The following is a 21,131-nucleotide window of genomic DNA, read 5'->3' as shown; positions in this document are numbered from 1 at the left end:
GTATAATCCTCGGCTTGTTTTTTGCCCGCCAAGACCTTCAGTGGATAGGGTGTTATGTCCGGAAAAGCGCAACAGCAGTCTCGTATCAAAGAGTTGATCACACTTGGTCGTGAGCAGGGCTACCTGACTTACGCGGAGGTCAACGACCACCTGCCGGAGGATATTTCAGATCCGGAACAGGTGGAAGACATCATCCGCATGATCAATGACATGGGGATCAACGTATTCGAGGTTGCGCCAGATAAGGATTCCCTTATGCTGGCCGACGCCGATACCGACGAAGCCGCGGCCGAAGAGGCAGCAGCAGCGTTGGCAGCGGTCGAGACCGACATTGGTCGCACAACCGACCCAGTGCGCATGTACATGCGTGAAATGGGTACGGTAGAGCTCCTCACACGTGAAGGCGAAATCGAAATCGCCAAACGTATTGAAGAGGGCATCCGCGAAGTGATGGGCGCAATCGCGCACTTCCCTGGCACGGTTGACCATATTCTCTCCGAGTACACTCGCGTCACCACCGAAGGTGGCCGCCTGTCCGACGTCCTGAGCGGTTATATCGACCCGGACGACGGCATTGCGCCGCCTGCTGCAGAAGTGCCGCCGCCAGTCGATCCGAAAGCCGTGAAAGCGGACGACGACACCGACGACGATGACGCCGAAGCAACGGATGACGAAGAAGAAGCCGAAAGCGGTCCGGATCCGGTCATCGCGGCACAGCGTTTTGGCGCTGTCTCCGATCAGATGGAAATCACCCGCAAGGCGCTGAAAAAGCACGGTCGCAACAACAAGGCGGCGATTGCCGAACTGTTGCTGCTGGCTGAGCTGTTCATGCCGATCAAACTGGTGCCGAAGCAATTCGAAGGCCTGGTCGAGCGTGTTCGCAGTGCCCTGGATCGTCTGCGTCAGCAAGAGCGCGCGATCATGCAACTGTGCGTTCGTGATGCCCGCATGCCGCGTGCCGATTTCCTGCGCCAGTTCCCGGGCAATGAAGTCGACGAAAGCTGGACCGATGCACTGGCCAAAGGCAAAAGCAAATACGCTGAAGCCATTGGTCGCCTGCAACCGGACATCATTCGTTGCCAGCAGAAGCTGACCGCGCTGGAAACCGAAACCGGTTTGACGATCGCCGAGATCAAGGACATCAACCGTCGCATGTCGATCGGTGAGGCCAAGGCCCGCCGCGCGAAGAAAGAGATGGTTGAAGCGAACTTGCGTCTGGTGATCTCCATCGCCAAGAAGTACACCAACCGTGGCCTGCAATTCCTCGATCTGATCCAGGAAGGCAACATCGGTCTGATGAAAGCGGTAGACAAGTTCGAATACCGCCGCGGCTACAAATTCTCGACTTATGCCACCTGGTGGATCCGTCAGGCGATCACTCGCTCGATCGCCGACCAGGCCCGCACCATCCGTATTCCGGTGCACATGATCGAGACGATCAACAAGCTCAACCGTATTTCCCGGCAGATGTTGCAGGAAATGGGTCGCGAACCGACCCCGGAAGAGCTGGGCGAACGCATGGAAATGCCTGAGGACAAGATCCGCAAGGTATTGAAGATCGCTAAAGAGCCGATCTCCATGGAAACCCCGATCGGTGATGACGAAGACTCCCATCTGGGTGACTTCATCGAAGACTCGACCATGCAGTCGCCAATCGATGTTGCTACCGTTGAGAGCCTTAAAGAAGCGACTCGCGAAGTCCTGTCCGGCCTCACTGCCCGTGAAGCCAAGGTTCTGCGCATGCGCTTCGGTATCGATATGAATACCGACCACACCCTCGAGGAGGTTGGTAAACAGTTCGACGTGACCCGTGAACGGATTCGCCAGATCGAAGCCAAGGCGCTGCGCAAGCTGCGCCACCCGACGAGAAGCGAGCATTTGCGCTCCTTCCTCGACGAGTGATCACAAAACCCCCGGCCCAGGCCGGGGGTTTTGCTTTGTGCAGATAAAATCCCTCGCACCTCCCTCCCGCCGAATAGCCCGTCTACACTCGAAGCATTCCCCGAGCCATAACGAGACCGTTATGCCCAGACTGCCGACCGTGCTTTTTTTGCTGTCGCTGATGACCTGGACCGCAACGGCTGGCGCGCTGACTCTGACCGACGAAGAACGTAGCTGGCTGGCGGCCCACCCGGACTTGCGCCTGGGTGTGGATGCGTCATGGCCACCCTTCGAGTTTCGCGATGATCAGGGCCGCTATCAGGGCCTTGCGGCGGACTACATCGACCTGATCCGCCAACGCCTGGCTATCAAGCTCACGCCCATCGAACCCGTGAGCTGGACGGTTGTTCTCGAACAGGCCAAGCAAGCCAAACTGGACCTGTTACCGGGCATCATGTCGACCCCGGAACGCCAGGCATACCTGTCATTTACGCGTCCCTACCTCGACTTTCCAATTGTCATACTTGCCCACGTCGGCGGCGCGCAACCGCGCAAACTCGAAGACCTGTACGGCCTGAAAATCGCCGTGGTGGAAAACTACGCGCCCCATGAACTGCTGCGCACTCAGCATCCCGATCTGAACCTGGTCGGATTGCCCAACGTCAGCTCAGCCTTGCAGGCACTGGCGACCGATGAAGTGGACGCGGTGGTCGGCGATCTCGCCTCCAGTGTCTGGAGCCTGCGACAGCTCAAACTCGACGGACTGTATGTCAGCGGCGAAACGCCCTATCGCTATCAACTGGCCATGGGTGTGCCCCGGGAAAACAAGATTCTGGTCGGCATCCTCGACAAAGTCCTGGCAGACATGACCCCGGCTGAAATCAGCTCCATTCAGGAACATTGGGTCGGCAATGTTCTCGATCATCGAACATTCTGGTCCGATCTGCTGGTGTACGGCCTGCCGGGACTGCTGCTACTGATGACGGTGCTGGCGGTCGTGATTCGGATCAACCGCCGCCTCAGTTCGGAAATCGCCCGCCGCGTCGACCTGGAACAGGAGCTGCGCAGCAGCGAATACCATTACCGCGGGCTGGTGGAGAGTCTTTCGGCCATTGCCTGGGAGGCGCGGATCACCGATTTCACCTACAGCTATGTGTCGCCCCACGCCGAAGAATTGCTCGGCTACCCCTTGGCCCATTGGCTGATTCCAGGCTTCTGGCGCAATATCATCCACCCCGCCGACCTGACCCGCGCCCAGACCTTCTGCGATCAGGAAGTGTTGGCCGGGCGCGATCACAGCCTCGATTACCGGGTCATCACTGCCGATGGACGCTGCATATGGGTACGCGACATCGTCAGCCTGATCGAGCACGGTCATGAGCCGGTGATGCGCGGCCTGATGATCGACATCAGCGAGGCCAAGCGCACCGAAGAGGCGCTGCGCCTGTCGGAACAGAAGTTCGCCTCGGTCTTCCAGCAATGCCCGGACATCCTGGTCATTGCGCGTCTTTCCGACGGCTGCCTGCTGGAGGTCAACGAAGCGTTTGAAGAACAGATCGGCCTCAAGGCAGAAGACGTCATCGGCCAGACGGCCACCGACCTCAATATCTGGGGCGTCCCCGGCGTCGGGCCGGGCTTGCTGCAGCGCTTGCAGGCCGGCAGCATCCGTAACCTGGAAATGCCCTTTCGCCGCAACAATGGCCAGGTTTTTACCGGCCTGATCTCTGCCGAACCCTTCGACCTCGACACCACCCCGGCGCTGGTGGTGGTCGTGCGGGATATCAGCCAGCTCAAGGAAACCCAGCAACAGCTGCAAACCTCCGAAGAAAAATTCGCCAAGGCTTTCCACGCCTCGCCTGACGGTTTGTTGCTGTCCCGGCAGAGCGACGGTTTGCTGCTGGAGGTCAACGAGGGTTTCAGCCGCATTACCGGCTTCAATAGCGCGATGTCCGTGGACCGCTCGGCGTTGGAGTTGGGAATCTGGGTCAATCTCAACGAACGCAAACAGATGCTCGACCTGCTGCATCGGGACGGTTTCGTCCGCGACTTCAGTTGCCATATCCGTCGCAGCGACGGGCAGATCCGCCTCTGCGAAGTGTCGAGCCGTCCGCTGCCGATTGGCGACGAAGATTGCATGCTGACCATCGCAAGGGACATCACCGAGCGCCACCTGATGCAGGAAAAACTGCAACAGGCGGCGACCGTGTTCGAGAGCACCGCCGAGGGCGTGTTGATCACCGACACCCAGCAACACATCAGCGCGGTCAACCGCGCGTTTACCGAAATCACCGGCTACAGCGAAAGCGAGGCCCTCGGCCACACCCCGCGCCTGCTCGCCTCGGGCCTGCATGACAGCGCTTTCTACGCGGCCATGTGGCATCAACTGACGGCCGAAGGCCATTGGCAGGGCGAGATTTCCAACCGGCGCAAGAACGGAGAGCTCTATCCGAGCTGGCTGACCATCAGCGCCGTGCGCAACCGCGACAAGTTCATCACCCACTTTGTCGCCGTATTCGCGGACATTTCCAGCCTCAAGCACGCGCAGGCCAAACTCGATTACCAGGCGCACCACGACCCGCTGACGGGCTTGCCGAACCGCACGCTGTTCGAGAGCCGACTGCTGACTGCACTCAACAATCAGCAGGAAAACGGCGGCCAGGGCGCCGTATTGTTCCTCGATCTTGACCGCTTCAAACACATCAACGACAGCCTCGGCCACCCGGTCGGCGACCTGCTGCTCAAGGGCATCGCCGTGCGCCTCAAGGACCAGTTGCGCGACATCGATACCGTGGCGCGCCTCGGTGGTGACGAATTCATCATCCTGCTGCCCGGCCTGCAACAGTCGAGCGACGCCGACAACATCGCAACCAAGTTGCTCAACTGCTTCTCTGCGCCATTCCAGGCGGGCGAGCACGAGTTCTTCATCAGCGCCAGCATTGGCACCAGCCTCTACCCCAAGGACGGTTGCGACGTCGCCACACTGGTCAAGAACGCCGACGCGGCGATGTACCGCTCCAAGGCCAAGGGCCGCAACCGGGTCGAGAGTTATACCCGTGACCTGACCGCTCAGGCCAGCGAGCGGGTCGCACTGGAACACGAACTGCGCCGTGCCATCGAGCGCAATGAACTGTCGCTGCATTACCAGCCGAAAATCAGCCTGGACGACAATCGCCTGGTGGGTGCAGAAGCCCTCATCCGCTGGCATCACCCGACTTTCGGCGCCGTGCCGCCGGAGCACTTCATTCCCTTGGCCGAAGAGAACGGGATGATTCTGCAGATCGGCGACTGGGTGCTCGAGACCGCATGCCGGCAGATGTACGAATGGAACCTGACTTATGAATGCCTCGGCCCATTGTCAGTCAACCTCGCCGGCGCGCAGTTGCGCCAGCCCAACCTGCTCGGCCGGATCGAACAACTGCTCAAGGACAACCGTCTTCAGCCCGGATTATTGCAACTGGAAATTACCGAAAACTTCATCATGAGCCAGGCCGAGGAAGCGCTGGCGGTGCTGCATCAACTCAAACACCTGGGCGTGCAACTGGCCATCGATGACTTCGGAACCGGCTATTCATCCCTGAGTTACCTCAAGCGCCTGCCGCTGGACATCCTCAAGATCGACCAGTCGTTCGTCCGCGGCCTGCCGGATGACCCCCATGACGCGGCCATTGTTCGCGCGATCATCGCGCTGGGGCGCAGCATGCAATTCACCGTCATAGCCGAGGGCGTCGAGACGTTCGCGCAGCAGCAATTCCTCGCGGAGGAAGGCTGCGAACAGATTCAGGGCTACATCGTCAGCCTGCCCTTGCCGGCGGACGAATTCGCCGCGACGTTTCTTCGTATAGCCGTATCGGATTTTTCGGATAGCACAGCCGAGAAACCGTCGCTATAATCCGCGGCCTACTGAGGGCCTATAGCTCAGTTGGTTAGAGCAGAGGACTCATAATCCTTTGGTCCACGGTTCAAGTCCGTGTGGGCCCACCAAACAAAAAAGCCGCGCTGAATGCGCGGCTTTTTCGTGTCTGAAGTGGCAGACTTTTTGTAGCCCTGATTTTTAAGTCGCTCAGTTTGCAAAGTTTTCGATCTTTACCTGACCCTCAGGAAAGGTCGCGATGATTTCCAGTTCGCCGCCCATTGCGCGTATGTAGTTGCGCAACGTGCTGATGTACATGTCAGTGCGGCGCTCCATCCTCGAAATCGCCGCCTGATTGACATGCAGGGTTTTGGCCAACGTTTCCTGGCTCAATGCCTGAGCCTGTCGCAACTCGTGCAACGGCATTTCCGCTCGCATCTTTCGAACCAGCGCGTCGACACGATCCTGAGTCTCAGGCGAGCGCCCCGCCACTAAATCAGCGAATTTTTTAGCCATTGTCATAGCCCTCGTTCTTCAAAGTTTCCAAATGCTCGTCGTACAGACGTTCGGCTAGCGGCACGTGCTTCAGATACCAACGATCGTGGCCAGTTTTATCACCGCCGATCAACAGGATCGCGCATCTCCGAGGATCAAAGGCATACAGCACACGGTAGGGTCTGCCAGCATGTTGCACCCTTAACTCTCGGAGGTTGCCATGCCGGGAGCCCTTGATATCGCTGGTGTAAGGAAAACCCAAGTGCGGTCCCTCATCACCTAGCAACATCACTGTTGCCTGTACGGAGTCCTGCTCTGCTTCGTTGAGGCGATCCCACCAGCCTTCAAATTCATCGGTGTATTCCACTTCCCAACCCATACCAATATGTCACCCAAGGAATATGATCTCAAGGGAATAACTCTAGGCGTAAGCGGCCGAGCGACCACTCGGGTTGCCAATGAAATTGTTAACGGTGGTTGCTCGCTGGAGCTGGGTGTTCGCGTCTGGCGTTTGGTTTTGTTTACTTCTGGTGTCGGAATATCGGATGACGTCCGCAGACCTTGTAGGCAAACTCCGAATCGTCCTTTTTGGGCACTTTGATGCCTTGTTGCGCTTTTCTTCGACGGGATAGTCTCGGGACGTCGCTGACCATTCAGCGATCGGGCTTGGAAACCCGTCGAAATTATTCGCAACAGCGCCTCTTCACGATTGCAAAGGCTTTCCTGGCTTGAGCTCTTGAGTTATGGCGGCTGTGCGCGGGACGTCTTCGGACGTGCCGGTTTCCTAATTTCCCGGTTTTCCAACCTGCGCACAGCTGTCACCCATTCGCTTGGAAACGAATGCGACAGCCTCCCAAATTAGGAGCTACACAATGACAAAAGCGAACCCTTCAGCATCCTCAGAACTGAAAACCATCGGCCTCACCCCCTTCATCTACTGCTCGAACCAACCGCTGTTCCATGTCACGCGAGACGTTCCCCTCAGTGATGCGTTAGCCATGGCCTCCGATTTTCTGTTCCTTTCCAAGGAACTGACCAGAGACGCTGCCTTTAACCGCGATACCGACCGACATATCTGGGCCGCGCATTATTTGACGGCGATGAGCAAGGCAGTGATTGATGATGCGGTGAAGGTGCTGGAGCGAGTGCCCGATCGGACAGAGGCGAAGCCCAAAAAATAGCGACGAATTGGCCGTGGAATGAGCCCCGAGAATTCGGGGCTTTCACATCAGGATCGACCGGTGCGCTACGCCCAGATACCCAACGCGGGAATGGCTTGCACTGGCCCCAACCGCTCAATCATTTCCCGGGTAAAAACGACCTCATACGTATCCGCCGCCCTGCCCCACTGCTCTACGATGACCATGCTGTCGACCAGCACGCTTCCCAATTCGGCAATCGTATCCGCCAGATCCTCGACGACTTCCTGAGTTCGACTCCATACACGATCCGTCATCGCTTTAAGCTCAGCCGAAATACGCTCAGATGACGCAGGGTCCGTTTCGGGACAGGTGATATTGCGCAGCAAATGCTGCAACTCTTTTACTTTGGCGTAATCCTGCTCCGCCCCCTGCGCGCCTTTCAGGATGGCTACGGCTTTCGACTTGTCGACGCGCTTCCCGGATGAAGACAATGTCTGCCCCATAGCGCCGGCCAACAGGACCATCATCCGCGCTTCCAAATGCGCTTTCATTGCTTCCATCGACGAAATCGGGCGCGCCAGGGTAATGGCGGCGCCCCCTTGATGCCGCAAGTCCATGGTCACCGACAGGGTCACGCCGCCCGTTGCAAACCCCAATGCGCGGGCCACGACGTAGTGGCCCATTTCGTGACGGGCGATCTGTAATGCGTGATCCCGTACAACGGAAGGCATCCTGTTCGTCATGTCCATCGCCTCACATCCCTCGATAGCCCATTCGACTATGCCTGACGGTTTGCGTCCACCCTTCCAGCGTTGCGCGCCGGTGTCGGTGTCCAGTGCGAAGACTTTGCCGTAGACGGTGCAGGTGTAGGCCGTCTCGCAGGTGAAAATGCCTGAACGGTACTGAGGCTAGACCAAACATCCTGCATGCGATTGGTGCTGTAACATGCGGACCCATTGATGTGTGTTGCTGGAGACAACCTTTGCCTGACACTCGCCCGCCTGTGCTTGACGAAATCGACCGCCAATTGATCGCGGCCCTGCAGCTCAATGCCCGCGAAAGCGTGGCCATGCTCGCCCGGCAGCTGGGCATCGCTCGTACCACCGTGACGTCACGGCTGGCGCGGCTGGAAAAAACCAAGGTCATCACCGGGTATGGCGTGAGGTTGGGTCAACGGGTGGTGGACGGCGGCTTGCAGGCGTACGTCGGGATCACGGTGCAACCGCGCTCGGGCAAGGAAGTGTTGCGGCGGTTGAGTGCGATGGCACAGGTGCAGCAGTTGTGTGCGGTCAGTGGTGAATTTGATTATGTGGCGTGGTTAAGGACCGATTCGCCGGAGCAGCTGGATCAGTTGCTGGATCAGATCGGGAGCGTGGATGGGGTGGAGAAGACAACCACGTCGATCATTCTCAGCAGCAAGATTGATCGCGGGCAGCCGGTTTAAACGCGATTCCCTGTGGGAGCGGGCTTGCTCGCGAATGCGGTGGATCAGCCGACATTAGTGTTGGCTGATCCACCGCATTCGCGAGCAAGCCCGCTTCCACATTAGCCAGTGTGTAGTCATAGATCGTCACTTTGATCAATTAATTAGCAAAACGACGACACATTGCGTCTTATTAACGTGTTCTACGCTCTCTAGAATGGCTGCCATCTTTTCCTATACTCAGACGCGCATCCCGCGTCCGGTCGCCAGCAAGGTCAGCCATGAACAAGAACAATCGCCATCCTGCAGACGGTAAGAAACCAGTCACCATTTTCGGTCCGGACTTTCCATTTGGCTTCGACGACTGGATCGAGCACCCGGCCGGCCTCGGCAGTATTCCCGAGCACAACCACGGCGCCGAAGTGGCGATTGTCGGCGCAGGCATTGCCGGATTGGTCGCTGCCTATGAACTGATGAAACTGGGCCTCAAGCCCGTCGTCTACGAAGCCTCTAAATTGGGCGGCCGCCTGCGTTCCCAGGCGTTCAACGGGACCGATGGCATCGTCGCCGAACTGGGCGGCATGCGCTTCCCGGTGTCGTCCACGGCGTTTTACCACTATGTCGACAAGCTCGGTCTCGAGACCAAACCCTTTCCCAATCCGCTGACGCCGGCCTCTGGCAGCACCGTGATCGACCTGGAAGGCAAAACCCACTACGCACAGAAGCTGGCCGATCTTCCTGCATTGTTCCAGGAAGTGGCTGACGCCTGGGCCGACGCCCTGGAAGCCGGCTCGCAGTTCTCCGATATCCAGCAAGCGATCCGCGAACGTGACGTGCCGCGCCTCAAAGAGCTCTGGAACACCCTGGTCCCGCTGTGGGACGACCGCACGTTCTACGACTTTGTCGCCACCTCGGAAGCCTTCGCCAAGCTCTCGTTCCATCACCGCGAAGTGTTCGGCCAGGTCGGTTTCGGCACCGGCGGCTGGGACTCGGACTTCCCGAACTCGATGCTGGAAATCTTCCGCGTCGTGATGACCAACTGCGACGATCACCAACATCTGGTCGTCGGCGGCGTCGAACAAGTGCCGCAAGGCATCTGGCGCCATGTGCCGGAGCGTTGCGTGCACTGGCCCGCAGGCACCAGCCTCAAGTCGCTGCACCGAGGCGCGCCACGCTCCGGGGTTAAAAAAATCGCTCACGCCCCGGACGGTCGTTTTGCGGTCACCGATAACAACGGCGACACCCGCGAGTACGCCGCAGTACTGACCACCTGCCAGAGCTGGCTGCTGACCACGCAGATCGAATGCGACGAAACCCTGTTCTCGCAAAAGATGTGGATGGCCCTCGACCGCACCCGCTACATGCAGTCGTCGAAAACCTTCGTGATGGTTGACCGCCCGTTCTGGAAGGACAAGGATCCGGAAACAGGTCGCGACCTGATGAGCATGACCCTCACCGATCGCCTGACCCGTGGCACTTACCTGTTCGACAACGGTGACGACAAGCCCGGGGTAATCTGCCTGTCGTACTCGTGGATGAGTGACGCGCTGAAAATGCTGCCGCACCCGGTGGAAAAACGCGTCGAACTGGCCTTGAACGCGCTGAAAAAGATCTACCCGAAAGTCGATATTGCGGCGCGAATCATCGGCGATCCGATCACCGTATCGTGGGAAGCCGACCCGCATTTCCTCGGGGCTTTCAAAGGTGCACTGCCCGGCCACTATCGCTACAACCAGCGCATGTATGCTCACTTCATGCAGGACGACATGCCGGCCGAACAACGCGGGATTTTCATCGCCGGCGACGACGTTTCGTGGACGCCGGCGTGGGTCGAAGGCGCGGTGCAGACCTCGCTCAATGCGGTGTGGGGCATCATGAAACACTTCGGCGGTGAAACTCACGCCGAGAACCCGGGTCCAGGAGATGTGTTCAACGAGATCGGTCCGATCGCCCTGCCCGAGTAAAAGGAGTTCCACATGCGCGTAGCCCTTTACCAATGTCCGCCGCTGCCCCTGGACGTCGCCGGCAACCTGCAACGCCTGCATCAACTGGCGCTGGAGGCCAAAGGTGCCGACTTGCTGGTGCTGCCGGAGATGTTTTTGACCGGTTACAACATCGGCGTCGATGCCGTCAGCGTCCTGGCGGAGGTGCACAACGGAGAGTCGGCACAGCAGATCGCACGCATTGCCAAAACGGCAGGGATTGCCATTTTGTACGGCTATCCCGAGCGCACTGCGGACGGGCAGATCTACAACGCCGTGCAATTGATCGACGCCAACGGCGAGCGCCTGTGCAACTACCGCAAGACTCACCTGTACGGCGACCTCGATCACTCGATGTTCAGCGCCGGGCAGGGTGATTTTCCGCTGGTGGAGCTCAACGGCTGGAAGCTGGGCTTCCTGATCTGCTACGACGTTGAGTTTCCGGAAAATGCGCGGCGGCTGGCCCTGGCCGGCGCCGAGCTGATTCTGGTACCGACAGCGAACATGATTCCTTACGACTTCGTCGCCGACGTCACCGTGCGCGCCCGCGCCTTCGAAAACCAGTGTTACGTGGCGTATGCCAATTACTGCGGAAACGAAGGCGACATCCACTACTGCGGCCAAAGCAGCATCGCCGCACCGGATGGCAGCCGCATCGCTCAGGCGGGCCTTGATGAAGCGCTGATTGTCGGTGAGCTGGATCGTCAGTTGATGGTCGATTCCCGCGCCGCCAATCGCTACTTCCTCGATCGCCGCCCGGAGCTTTACGGCGAGCTTAACAAGCGCTGATCGACCGTTATCCGCTAGCATTAGCGCTTCCCTGTTCTGGAAGTGCTCATGCCTGCGCTGAATCCCCCTCGCCCTCACACTGAAACCCTGGCCAACGGTCTGCGGGTGACGCTGCGTCATGCCCCGAATCTGAAGCGTTGTGCGGCCGCGTTACGGGTCGCTGCAGGCAGTCACGACGTGCCGCTGGCTTGGCCCGGCCTGGCGCATTTTCTTGAGCATCTGTTGTTTCTCGGTACCGCACGTTTTCCTGCCGAACAAGGCCTGATGGCCTACGTGCAAGGTCACGGCGGGCAGGTGAATGCACGGACCAGCGAGCGCACCACGGACTTCTTTTTCGAACTGCCGCTACAGGCGTTTAGCGGTGGGCTGGAACGTCTGTCGGACATGCTCGCTCATCCGCGCATGAATCCGGAAGATCAGCAGCGGGAACGGGAAGTGTTGCAGGCAGAGTTTGTCGCCTGGTCGCAGGACGCGACGGCGCAACAACGCCAGGCGCTGTTCGATGGACTTTCACCGACTCATCCGTTGCGCGGCTTTCATGCCGGCAACCGCGACAGCCTGCCGGTGCCGAAGCCAGAATTTCAGAATGCGTTGAAAGATTTCCATCAACGGTTTTATCAGACCGGGCAGATGACGCTGAGCCTGGCCGGCCCGCAAAGTATCGAAGAGCTCAAGCAAATGGCGCTGAGTTTCGGCGCGGCGATTCCCATGGGAGCAGTCGTCCCGCAACAGGCTCCTGTGCCGCTAATGGAATCTTCGGAGGCAAGTTATCAACAGGTGAACGAGCGCAGGCTTGATCTGCTGTTTACCTTCGAATCGCTGCCCACTTCATCGACCGAAGCCTTGGCGTTTCTGTGCCATTGTTTGAACGCTTCGAAGCCCGGCGGGCTGCTGGCCGAATTGCGCGCACGTGGTTTGGCTGAGCACTTGAACGCCGAGCCGCTGTACCAATTTGCCGGACAAGCCGTGCTGCACGTTGAATTCACAACGACTGCATCAGCGAGCGTCCTGCACGAGAAGCTACTGGATTGGCTGGGCTTTTTTGCCTCGCAGCAAGACTGGGCGGCCCTGCGTGAAGAGTACGCGGTCGTGCTTCAGCGCCAGCAACACGTCAGCGGTGCGCTGCAACTGGCCCGACTCGACAGCGAACAGCTTGAGTCCGGCCTGTCCGAGCAAGGCGTTGCAGCGCTCAATGACATCCTGAAGAAAATCGGCGCTGTGGATAACTTCAGCGGTGACTGGCAACTGCCGGCACCGAATCCGTTCTTGCGCACCGAAGCGCCGCCGCAAAACGCCGGGTTGATTCGCGGACAAACCAGCAAGCACCGTGGCTTGCGCACATTTGCCCAGGACCGTTCGCGCAGCCGTCGTGAAAGTTCTCCCATGCAATTCAGCCAGGCTTTGCCGGATAACACCGCGGAAGGCGCGATTTATTTGCGTTGGCGGCTCGAGGCCGAACCTCATCCCCGCCTTCAGCTGCGCCTGGAAAACAACCTGCAGCCACTGCGCGAGGATGCACGCCAGGCAGGTGTCGATTTTTCCTTCAGCGCGTCGGGCAACGAATGGCTGCTGAAGGTGACCGGACTGCAGGAACCGATGCCGAGCGTTCTCGAACATGCACTGAAAGAGCTGACACAACCTGCCAGCGATTTCTCACAGGAAGAATCGAGAAGCCCTGCGCTGATCCCGATCAAACAACTGCTCAAGGCGCTGCCCAATCTTCTTCTTGAACACAGCGAGGTCTCTGCAGACCTGCAGCGGCTATGGTCAAGTGCGCGCTGGGAAGGTCTGGCGACAGGCCTTTCAGCACCCACTCAAGCAGCAATGGGCCTGGCCCTGAGCCGGGTGCCAGGCGTTGCGGACACCCAACCGTCCACGCCGATCTCGATCAACTCACAGCGCCTCTGGACAACGCTCGACAGCGACTCCAGCGAACACGCGTTGTTGCTGTTCTGTCCGACAGCTACCCAGGACATCGGCGATGAAGCCGCCTGGCGTTTGTTGGCGCTTGTCTGTCAGACGCCGATCTATCAGCGCCTGCGCGTGGAGCTGCAATTGGGTTACGCGGTGTTCAGCGCACTGCGTCAGATCCATGGGCAGACCGGAATCCTGCTTGGCGTGCAGTCTCCCGGCACCTCGCCATTGAAGTTGCTGGAACACATGGAGTGCTTCCTGAGCGACCTGCCCGGGTTGGTCGAGGGGATCGACGAGGCGGCTTTCATCGCCCAGCGCCAGGCGTTGGCCGATCAATTCGACATCGCGGCCTTACCCTTGGCCCAGGCTGCCGAACTGCTCTGGCAAGGCAAGCTGGCAGGCCGCTCGTCGGATTACCTGACGCAGCTGACCTTGTCGATTCTGGCCACCGACCGCCCCGCGCTGATCGCCGCCGCCCATCGACTGAACAACGCCGAGGGTGGCTGGCGCTGCCTGGCCAGCAGTTCGGAACCGGAAGCGCCTTGGCAAGTGACAAAATGATCATTACCGCTGGTGCAATTAGCTTTTTCCGAGAATGCAGGCCTTTCGCTCTGTAATTTTGAGTAACATAGCCACCTAACTATCTGAACATCTCCGGCTGGAGGTGGACTATATGTATAGATCTCAACTGTCCCATCACCTGAAGGAGCGCTCCCATGTCCTGGTCCAAACCTGCTTACACCGACCTGCGTATCGGCTTTGAAGTCACCATGTACTTCGCAAGCCGCTAAGTTTGTCTTGCAGTTCAGCGCCTCGGTTTGCCGAGGCGTTTTTATTTTCAGCGTTGAAATTGATGGAGCGGCCATGTTTGTCCAGATTCTAGGTTCCGCCGCCGGCGGCGGTTTCCCGCAGTGGAACTGCAACTGCGTGAACTGCGCGGGTTTTCGCGACGGGAGCCTGAACGCCAAGGCGCGGACCCAGTCGTCCATCGCGATTTCTGATGATGGCGTGAACTGGGTACTGTGCAATGCCTCGCCGGACATCCGTGCCCAGCTCCAGAGTTTCACCCCGATGCAACCGGGGCGCGCCCTGCGCGATACCGGCATCAGCGCGATCATCCTGATGGACAGCCAGATTGATCACACCACCGGCCTGCTCAGCCTGCGCGAGGGTTGCCCGCACAACGTCTGGTGCACGGACATGGTCCATGAAGACCTGAGCACCGGTTTCCCGCTGTTCACCATGCTGACCCACTGGAACGGCGGGCTGAACTGGAACCGCATCGAACTCGACTGCAGCTTCACCGTCCCGGCCTGCCCGAGTCTGCGCTTCACCCCGTTGCCACTGCGCAGCGCTGCGCCGCCTTACTCGCCGCACCGCTTCGACCCGCATCCGGGCGACAACATCGGACTGATCGTCGAAGACCTGAACACCGGCGGCAAGCTGTTCTACGCGCCGGGCCTGGGCAAGGTCGACGCACCGCTGCTGGAGATCATGGCCGGCAGCGACTGCCTGCTGGTGGACGGCACGATGTGGGACGATGACGAAATGCAGCGCCGTGGCGTCGGCACCCGAACTGGTCGGGAAATGGGTCACCTGGCGCAAAACGGCCCCGGCGGCATGCTGGAAGTGCTGGAAAAACTGCCCAGGCAGCGCAAGGTGCTTATCCATATCAACAATACCAACCCGATCCTCGATGAGGATTCGCCGGAGCGTGCCGAGCTGGTTCGGCGCGATGTTGAAGTGGCGTATGACGGCATGAGTATTGTGTTGTAGGGCATCGAGACCGCTGTACGGTCTATCGCCAGCAGGCTGGCTCCCACAGGGGAATGCGATCAACTGTGGGAGCCAGCCTGCTGGCGATGAGGCCGATCCAGACGCCACAAAATCCACCGGCTGCACCCGGAGACCGAAATGACTGACACCGCAATGTCCCCCGCCGAATTCGAAGCGGCCCTGCGCGCCAAGGGCGCCTACTACCACATCCATCACCCGTACCACGTGGCGATGTATGAAGGCCGGGCGACCCGCGAGCAGATTCAGGGTTGGGTTGCCAACCGGTTTTACTATCAGGTGAACATTCCCCTGAAGGACGCCGCCATCCTTGCCAATTGCCCGGACCGGGAGATCCGCCGCGAGTGGATTCAACGCCTGCTCGACCATGACGGCGCCCCCGGTGAAGACGGTGGCATCGAAGCCTGGTTGCGTCTGGGTCAAGCCGTAGGTCTCGACCCGGACCAACTGCGCTCCCAGGAACTGGTGCTGCCTGGCGTACGTTTCGCCGTGGACGCCTACGTCAATTTCGCCCGCCGGGCCAATTGGCAGGAAGCCGCCAGCAGTTCGCTTACCGAGCTGTTCGCGCCGCAGATCCACCAATCACGTCTCGACAGCTGGCCGCAGCATTACCCGTGGATCGACCCGGCCGGCTATGAGTATTTCCGCACCCGACTGGGCCAGGCGCGGCGCGATGTGGAACATGGTCTGGCGATCACGTTGCAGCACTACACGACGCGGGAAGGCCAGGAGCGCATGCTGGAAATTCTCCAGTTCAAACTGGACATACTTTGGAGCATGCTCGATGCCATGAGCATGGCCTACGAACTGAAACGCCCGCCGTATCACAGCGTGACCGAGCAACGGGTCTGGCACAAAGGAATCACCTTATGAGTTTCGATCGCAGCAAGACCCCGACCTGGCGTCCCGGCTACCGCTTTCAGTACGAACCGGCGCAGAAAGGCCATGTGCTGCTCTACCCGGAAGGCATGATCAAGCTCAATGAAAGCGCCGCGCTGATCGGTGGTTTGATCGACGGTGAACGTGATGTCGCGGCGATCATCGCCGAACTGGACGCGCAGTTCCCCGGTGTGCCGGAGCTCGGTGATGACATCGAGCAGTTCATGGAGGTCGCCCGTGCTCAGCACTGGATCAAACTTGCCTGATTCCGTGTCAGACACGTTACCGCCCAAACCGGAAATCGGTCTGCCGCTGTGGCTGCTGGCGGAACTGACCTACCGCTGCCCGCTGCAATGCCCCTACTGCTCCAATCCGCTGGATTTCGCCGAGCAAGGCAAAGAGCTGAGCACCGAGCAGTGGATCAAGGTGTTCCGCGAAGCGCGGGAAATGGGCGCCGCGCAGCTGGGCTTTTCCGGCGGCGAACCGCTGGTGCGCCAGGACCTCGCAGAGCTGATTGCCGAAGCGCGCAAGTTGGGTTTCTACACCAACCTGATCACCTCCGGCATCGGCCTCACCGAGCAGAAAATCAGCGACTTCAAGAAGGCCGGCCTGGACCATATCCAGATCAGCTTCCAGGCCAGCGACGAGCAAGTGAACAACTTGTTGGCCGGCTCGAAAAAGGCTTTCGCGCAGAAGCTGGAAATGGCTCGCGCGGTAAAAGCTCATGGCTATCCGATGGTGCTGAATTTCGTCACCCATCGGCACAACATCGACAAGATCGACCGGATCATCGAGCTGTGCATGGCCCTTGAGGCGGACTTCGTCGAACTCGCCACCTGCCAGTTTTACGGTTGGGCGCAGCTCAATCGGGTCGGACTGTTGCCGACCAAGGAACAACTGGTCCGTGCCGAACGCATCACCAACGAATACCGCGCCAAACTCGAAGCCGAAGGGGATCCGTGCAAGCTGATTTTCGTCACGCCGGACTACTACGAAGAACGCCCGAAAGCCTGCATGAATGGCTGGGGCAGTATTTTTCTGACAGTGACTCCAGACGGAACCGCGCTGCCGTGTCATGGCGCCCGACAGATGCCGGTGCAGTTTCCCAACGTGCGCGATCACAGCATGCAGCACATCTGGTACGACTCATTTGGCTTCAACCGCTTTCGCGGTTACGACTGGATGCCCGAGCCATGCCGCTCGTGCGACGAAAAAGAGAAGGACTTCGGCGGCTGCCGCTGCCAGGCATTCATGCTCACGGGTGACGCCAGCAACGCAGACCCGGTATGCAGCAAGTCGGAACATCACGGCGTGATTCTCAAGGCCCGCGAAGAAGCCGAGCACGCGACCCAGACCATCGAACAACTGGCCTTTCGCAATGAACGAAACTCCCGACTCATCGCAAAAAGCTGATCCCTTCAGCGCCGCCAAGGCGGTCGCTGCCGGTATCGACTTTGCCGAACTACAGGTTGGCCAGCAGGGCCTGTTCTGGAACGAGTACCGCCCCGAGGACGCCGCTTGCCGCATCTGGCATTGGCGAGATGGCCAGGCGCACTGCCTGACGCCGGTGGGTTTCAGCGTGCGCAGCCGGGTGTACGAATATGGCGGCGGAGCGTTCTGTCTGACAGATGACGGGGTGGTTTTCGTCAACGAGGCGGATCAGCAGTTGTATCGCCAATCGCTGGCAGGCGAAACGCCCGAAGTGCTGACATCCGGTGAATGTCGCTACGGCGATCTGCAATTTGCCAACGGGCAAGTGTTGGCCGTTGAAGAACATCGAGACCGGCATCGTCTGGTGGCCATCGATCTGATGGACGGCGCACGTCATCTGCTGGTCGAAGGTGCGGACTTTTATGCCGCACCGACGTTGAGCCCTGACGCTCAACGGTTGGCCTGGATCGAGTGGAGTCGCCCGGACCAGCCATGGACCGCGACTCGCCTGATGGTTGCCGACCGCCAGGACGACAGCCGTTTCGCTCAAGCCCGCTGTGTGGCGGGCGATGGTGTTCAGGAGTCGCTGCAACAACCGCGATTCGATGACAGTGATCGTCTGTATTGTCTGACGGATCGTGGCGGCTACTGGCAGCCGTGGGTCGAGTCTTCCAATGCTATGCGTCCGCTGCCCAGCGCTGCGGCTGATCATGGGCCCGCGCCCTGGCAGTTGGGTGGTTGTACCTGGCTGCCCTTGAGTGAAAACAGCTATCTGGCCAGTTGGACCGAAGACGGATTCGGCCGACTGGGCATTGGTGGTGACACTACAGAAGATTTCACCGGGGACTACAGCCGATTCCGACATCTTGCACGGGATCAACAATTCATCTACTGCATCGCCGCTTCGCCAGTCAGCTCGTCAGCCGTGATCGCCATTGACCGCAAAACCCGACAGGTCAAAGTGTTGGCCGGGGGAGTCGCCCCCATGCCCGCCGAGAAAATCAGCGTCCCGCAAACCTTGCGCTACCCAAGCGGTGCAAGCGAGGCTCACGGTTTTTTCTACCCGGCAATGACTGGCGAAACGAAGCCGCCGCTGGTGGTGTTCATCCATGGTGGCCCGACATCAGCGTGCTACCCGATGCTCGATCCGCGCATCCAGTACTGGACGCAACGCGGCTTCGCCGTGGCCGACCTCAACTACCGTGGCAGCAGCGGCTACGGCCGCGCTTACCGCCAGGCGCTGCATTTGAGTTGGGGTGAGGTGGATGTGGAGGACGCCTGCGCGGTGGTCGGCCATCTCGCCGTGCGCGGACTGATCGACGGCGACCAGGCGTTTGTTCGCGGTGGCAGTGCCGGCGGCTATACCACGCTGTGTGCGCTGGCGTTTCAGCAGGTCTTCCGCGCGGGCGCCAGCCTCTACGGCGTCAGCGATCCTGTCGCACTGGGCCGCGCGACCCACAAGTTTGAAGGCGATTATCTGGATTGGCTGATTGGTGATCCTGAACAGGATGCCGAGCGCTATGCCGCGCGCACGCCATTGCAGCATGCGAGCAACATCAGCGTGCCAGTGATTTTCTTTCAGGGCGAACTGGACGCCGTGGTCGTGCCGCAACAGACCCGCGACATGGTCGAGGCGCTGCAGCAAAACGGCATTCTGGTTGAAGCACATTATTACGCAGACGAACGTCACGGCTTCCGCAAGGCCGGCAATCAGGCCCACGCGCTGGAGCAGGAATGGTTGTTTTATCGGCGGGTGATGGCGCTGGAAAGCTGAAACCGTGTCGCTTCAATCGCCGGCAAGCCGCCGCCTACAGGATCGGTGAAATCCCTGCAGGAGCTGGCTTGCCGGCGAAAGCGATCTATCTGACACCGTGAAACTCAACGTTTGGCGATGATGTAGACCGCATGCACGATCCCAGGAATGTAACCGCACAACGTCAGCAGAATATTCAGCCAGAACGCGCCGGCGAAACCGACCTGCAGAAACACACCCAGTGGCGGCAATAGAATGGCGATGATGATGCGAATGAAATCCATGGGGCAGCTCCTGATTTGAAGAGGGCTCATGTGAGCCTTACTGCTAATCGACCAACACCGTTCGTCAGGGTTCAGTGCGAATACTGGCTGAATACCGATATCCAAATGAATCTGCGAACAAAAAAACGCCCCACGTCAAAAGAATCAAACGTGGGGCGATGCGTTATACCGCGAGACGGTTCGGGAATTCGTGTAGGGCGGTTGTGATCAGACGGCAATCCCTTTGCGGCATTGCAGTTGTGCGGTACGCACCCGGGAAAAGGCGCGGGCCAGGCGCAGGAGCATTTCGTCGATATTGGCCTTGCTGACCGTGAGCGCCGGTGTGAAGCGCAGGCAGTCGGCCTGTGGGGCGTCGAGCAACAAGCCCTCGTACAGCGCTGCTTTGACGACGGCGGCAGCCGAATCTTCGGACAGCGTAAGACCCCAGAGCAATCCCTGACCGCGCAGTTCGCCATGACCATAGCGATGAGCCAGACGCGCCAGGCCTTCGCGCAAGTGCTGGCCGGTTTCCCGGACATGCTCGAGAAAACCCTTGTCCTGCACGTTATCGAGTACAGCCAGACCCGCAGCGGTCATCAGCGCGTTGCCATGATGGGTGCCCGTCAGCTCGCCGACATCGAAACAGCAGGCCTTGCCTCGAGCCAGCAGCGCCGCCAGAGGCACACCCCCGCCCAGCCCTTTGCCAAGGACAACGATATCTGCCCGCACACCGTAGCGTTGTTCCGCGAGCAATGTCCCGAGGCGACCGACACCGGTCTGCACTTCGTCGAAGATCAACAGAATGCCGAGCTCACGACACAGGCGTTCGACACCCTCGAGGTAAAGCTCGGTGGCGGGGATCACCCCGGATTCGCTCTGAATCGGTTCGAGCATGATTGCCACGGTCCGGGCATCAACCGCTGCATTCAAGGCTGCAAGATCGTTGAACGGCACGTGGCTGAAGCCGGGGAGTTGCGGTTCGAAGCGGTTGGTCAGCATGGAACTGTCCGACGCTGGAATCGTTCCGAGACTACGGCCATGGCATCCCTGCCTGGCCACGATGATCCGCGAAGCACCACCGCGATAACGCTGACCCCATTTGCGCGCCAGCTTGATCGCCGCTTCACAGGCTTCGCTGCCACTGTTGAGCAGGTACGCCTGATCACTGCCGGTGCTCATGCAGAGCCGCTCGGCGAGGTTGAGCATGCCGCGGTTATGCAGGCCGAAACCGGGATTGATCAGTGACTGAGCCTGCGCCGTAATCGCATTGACCAGTACAGAAGGGCTATGTCCGAGGCTATTGGCCCCGCCACCCTGTGAAAAATCCAGATAGGCACGGTCATCGCTGTCCCACAACCAGGAGCCCTGGCCGCGCACAAAAATCTGTTTCGGCCGCTCGACACTGGGCATCAGGTACTCGCTGGAAAGATTGTCACTGCTGGCCGGCAGGAAACTGTCCGCGGCCAGATCATCAAGGCTGGGAGCGCTTCGCCGTAAATTGAACAAGTTCATCGGAAAAAACCTCGGTTGAGATT

18 protein-coding genes and 1 tRNA gene are annotated in these 21,131 nt (G+C 59.5%); 14 read left to right on the top strand and 5 right to left on the bottom strand.

Annotated features, from left to right (window positions below):
- Nucleotides 1–54 precede the first annotated feature (54 nt).
- The 3 genes from rpoD (at nucleotide 55) to ACM6I5_RS13135 (ending at nucleotide 5,862) form a co-directional block, all read left to right on the top strand.
- Entirely contained in the window at nucleotides 55–1,902 is a 1,848-nt protein-coding gene (gene rpoD, locus ACM6I5_RS13145; RefSeq protein WP_017341128.1) for an RNA polymerase sigma factor RpoD, read from the top strand.
- A gap of 121 nt (nucleotides 1,903–2,023) precedes the next feature.
- Nucleotides 2,024–5,770 (top strand): bifunctional diguanylate cyclase/phosphodiesterase, encoded by a 3,747-nt coding sequence (locus tag ACM6I5_RS13140; RefSeq protein ID WP_414879263.1) that lies wholly within the window; start codon nucleotides 2,024–2,026, stop codon nucleotides 5,768–5,770.
- Between the two features lie 15 nt (nucleotides 5,771–5,785).
- Nucleotides 5,786–5,862 (top strand) — tRNA-Ile (locus tag ACM6I5_RS13135).
- Nucleotides 5,863–5,941: 79 nt separating this feature from the next.
- Here ACM6I5_RS13135 and ACM6I5_RS13130 read toward each other — a convergent pair.
- Nucleotides 5,942–6,247 (bottom strand): XRE family transcriptional regulator, encoded by a 306-nt coding sequence (locus tag ACM6I5_RS13130; RefSeq protein WP_017341130.1) that lies wholly within the window; start codon nucleotides 6,245–6,247, stop codon nucleotides 5,942–5,944.
- On the bottom strand, nucleotides 6,240–6,605 hold the full coding sequence (locus tag ACM6I5_RS13125; RefSeq protein WP_414884034.1) for a type II toxin-antitoxin system RelE/ParE family toxin: 366 nt from the start codon (nucleotides 6,603–6,605) through the stop codon (nucleotides 6,240–6,242). Before ACM6I5_RS13125 ends, ACM6I5_RS13130 begins: the two co-directional genes overlap by 8 nt.
- 493 nt (nucleotides 6,606–7,098) lie before the next feature.
- Here ACM6I5_RS13125 and ACM6I5_RS13120 point away from each other — a divergent pair, with 493 nt between their 5' ends.
- Nucleotides 7,099–7,407, top strand: a complete 309-nt coding sequence (locus ACM6I5_RS13120) for a DUF3077 domain-containing protein (protein WP_017341132.1) — start codon at nucleotides 7,099–7,101, stop codon at nucleotides 7,405–7,407.
- Nucleotides 7,408–7,472: 65 nt separating this feature from the next.
- Here ACM6I5_RS13120 and ACM6I5_RS13115 read toward each other — a convergent pair whose 3' ends face one another.
- Nucleotides 7,473–8,111 (bottom strand): peptidase M41, encoded by a 639-nt coding sequence (locus tag ACM6I5_RS13115; protein ID WP_414884047.1) that lies wholly within the window; start codon nucleotides 8,109–8,111, stop codon nucleotides 7,473–7,475.
- 239 nt (nucleotides 8,112–8,350) lie between these two features.
- Between ACM6I5_RS13115 and ACM6I5_RS13110 the strand changes: the two genes are divergently transcribed.
- The 10 genes from ACM6I5_RS13110 (at nucleotide 8,351) to ACM6I5_RS13065 (ending at nucleotide 19,354) form a co-directional block, all read left to right on the top strand.
- Nucleotides 8,351–8,812, top strand: a complete 462-nt coding sequence (locus tag ACM6I5_RS13110) for an Lrp/AsnC family transcriptional regulator (RefSeq protein WP_414884033.1) — start codon at nucleotides 8,351–8,353, stop codon at nucleotides 8,810–8,812.
- A gap of 260 nt (nucleotides 8,813–9,072) precedes the next feature.
- Nucleotides 9,073–10,755, top strand: a complete 1,683-nt coding sequence (locus ACM6I5_RS13105) for a flavin monoamine oxidase family protein (protein WP_414884032.1) — start codon at nucleotides 9,073–9,075, stop codon at nucleotides 10,753–10,755.
- A gap of 12 nt (nucleotides 10,756–10,767) precedes the next feature.
- On the top strand, nucleotides 10,768–11,562 hold the full coding sequence (locus ACM6I5_RS13100) for a carbon-nitrogen hydrolase family protein (protein ID WP_414880221.1): 795 nt from the start codon (nucleotides 10,768–10,770) through the stop codon (nucleotides 11,560–11,562).
- A gap of 48 nt (nucleotides 11,563–11,610) precedes the next feature.
- Nucleotides 11,611–14,037, top strand: a complete 2,427-nt coding sequence (gene pqqF / locus ACM6I5_RS13095; RefSeq protein WP_414884031.1) for a pyrroloquinoline quinone biosynthesis protein PqqF — start codon at nucleotides 11,611–11,613, stop codon at nucleotides 14,035–14,037.
- A gap of 155 nt (nucleotides 14,038–14,192) precedes the next feature.
- Nucleotides 14,193–14,267 carry a pyrroloquinoline quinone precursor peptide PqqA gene (gene pqqA / locus ACM6I5_RS13090; protein WP_009045898.1) on the top strand — a complete coding sequence of 25 codons (75 nt, stop codon included), beginning with the start codon at nucleotides 14,193–14,195 and terminating at the stop codon, nucleotides 14,265–14,267.
- Between the two features lie 73 nt (nucleotides 14,268–14,340).
- A complete protein-coding gene (gene pqqB / locus ACM6I5_RS13085; protein WP_414884030.1) occupies nucleotides 14,341–15,252 on the top strand; it encodes a pyrroloquinoline quinone biosynthesis protein PqqB in 912 nt (303 codons plus the stop codon).
- Nucleotides 15,253–15,390: 138 nt separating this feature from the next.
- On the top strand, nucleotides 15,391–16,143 hold the full coding sequence (gene pqqC / locus ACM6I5_RS13080; RefSeq protein ID WP_414884029.1) for a pyrroloquinoline-quinone synthase PqqC: 753 nt from the start codon (nucleotides 15,391–15,393) through the stop codon (nucleotides 16,141–16,143).
- Entirely contained in the window at nucleotides 16,140–16,415 is a 276-nt protein-coding gene (gene pqqD / locus ACM6I5_RS13075) for a pyrroloquinoline quinone biosynthesis peptide chaperone PqqD (protein WP_414884028.1), read from the top strand. Before pqqC ends, pqqD begins: the two co-directional genes overlap by 4 nt.
- Nucleotides 16,387–17,562 (top strand): pyrroloquinoline quinone biosynthesis protein PqqE, encoded by a 1,176-nt coding sequence (gene pqqE / locus ACM6I5_RS13070; RefSeq protein WP_414884027.1) that lies wholly within the window; start codon nucleotides 16,387–16,389, stop codon nucleotides 17,560–17,562. The genes pqqD and pqqE overlap by 29 nt, the downstream gene beginning before the upstream one ends.
- Nucleotides 17,528–19,354, top strand: coding sequence for a S9 family peptidase (locus ACM6I5_RS13065; RefSeq protein WP_414884026.1), 1,827 nt, complete (start codon nucleotides 17,528–17,530; stop codon nucleotides 19,352–19,354). Before pqqE ends, ACM6I5_RS13065 begins: the two co-directional genes overlap by 35 nt.
- 104 nt (nucleotides 19,355–19,458) lie before the next feature.
- On the opposite strand, the gene ACM6I5_RS13060 is transcribed toward ACM6I5_RS13065, so the two are convergent.
- Nucleotides 19,459–19,617, bottom strand: coding sequence for a YqaE/Pmp3 family membrane protein (locus ACM6I5_RS13060; protein ID WP_007904205.1), 159 nt, complete (start codon nucleotides 19,615–19,617; stop codon nucleotides 19,459–19,461).
- A 207-nt stretch (nucleotides 19,618–19,824) separates the two neighbouring features.
- Nucleotides 19,825–21,108, bottom strand: coding sequence for an aspartate aminotransferase family protein (locus tag ACM6I5_RS13055; RefSeq protein WP_414884025.1), 1,284 nt, complete (start codon nucleotides 21,106–21,108; stop codon nucleotides 19,825–19,827).
- Nucleotides 21,109–21,131: the final 23 nt, after the last annotated feature.

Origin of the sequence: Pseudomonas sp. IT-P171 (genome assembly GCF_949767765.1) — a bacterium.
In the GTDB taxonomy this organism is placed as follows: Bacteria; Pseudomonadota; Gammaproteobacteria; order Pseudomonadales; family Pseudomonadaceae; genus Aquipseudomonas; species Aquipseudomonas fluorescens_B.
The sequence above is the reverse complement of the archived record's forward strand: the minus strand, read 5'-3'. Positions and strand labels throughout refer to the sequence as shown.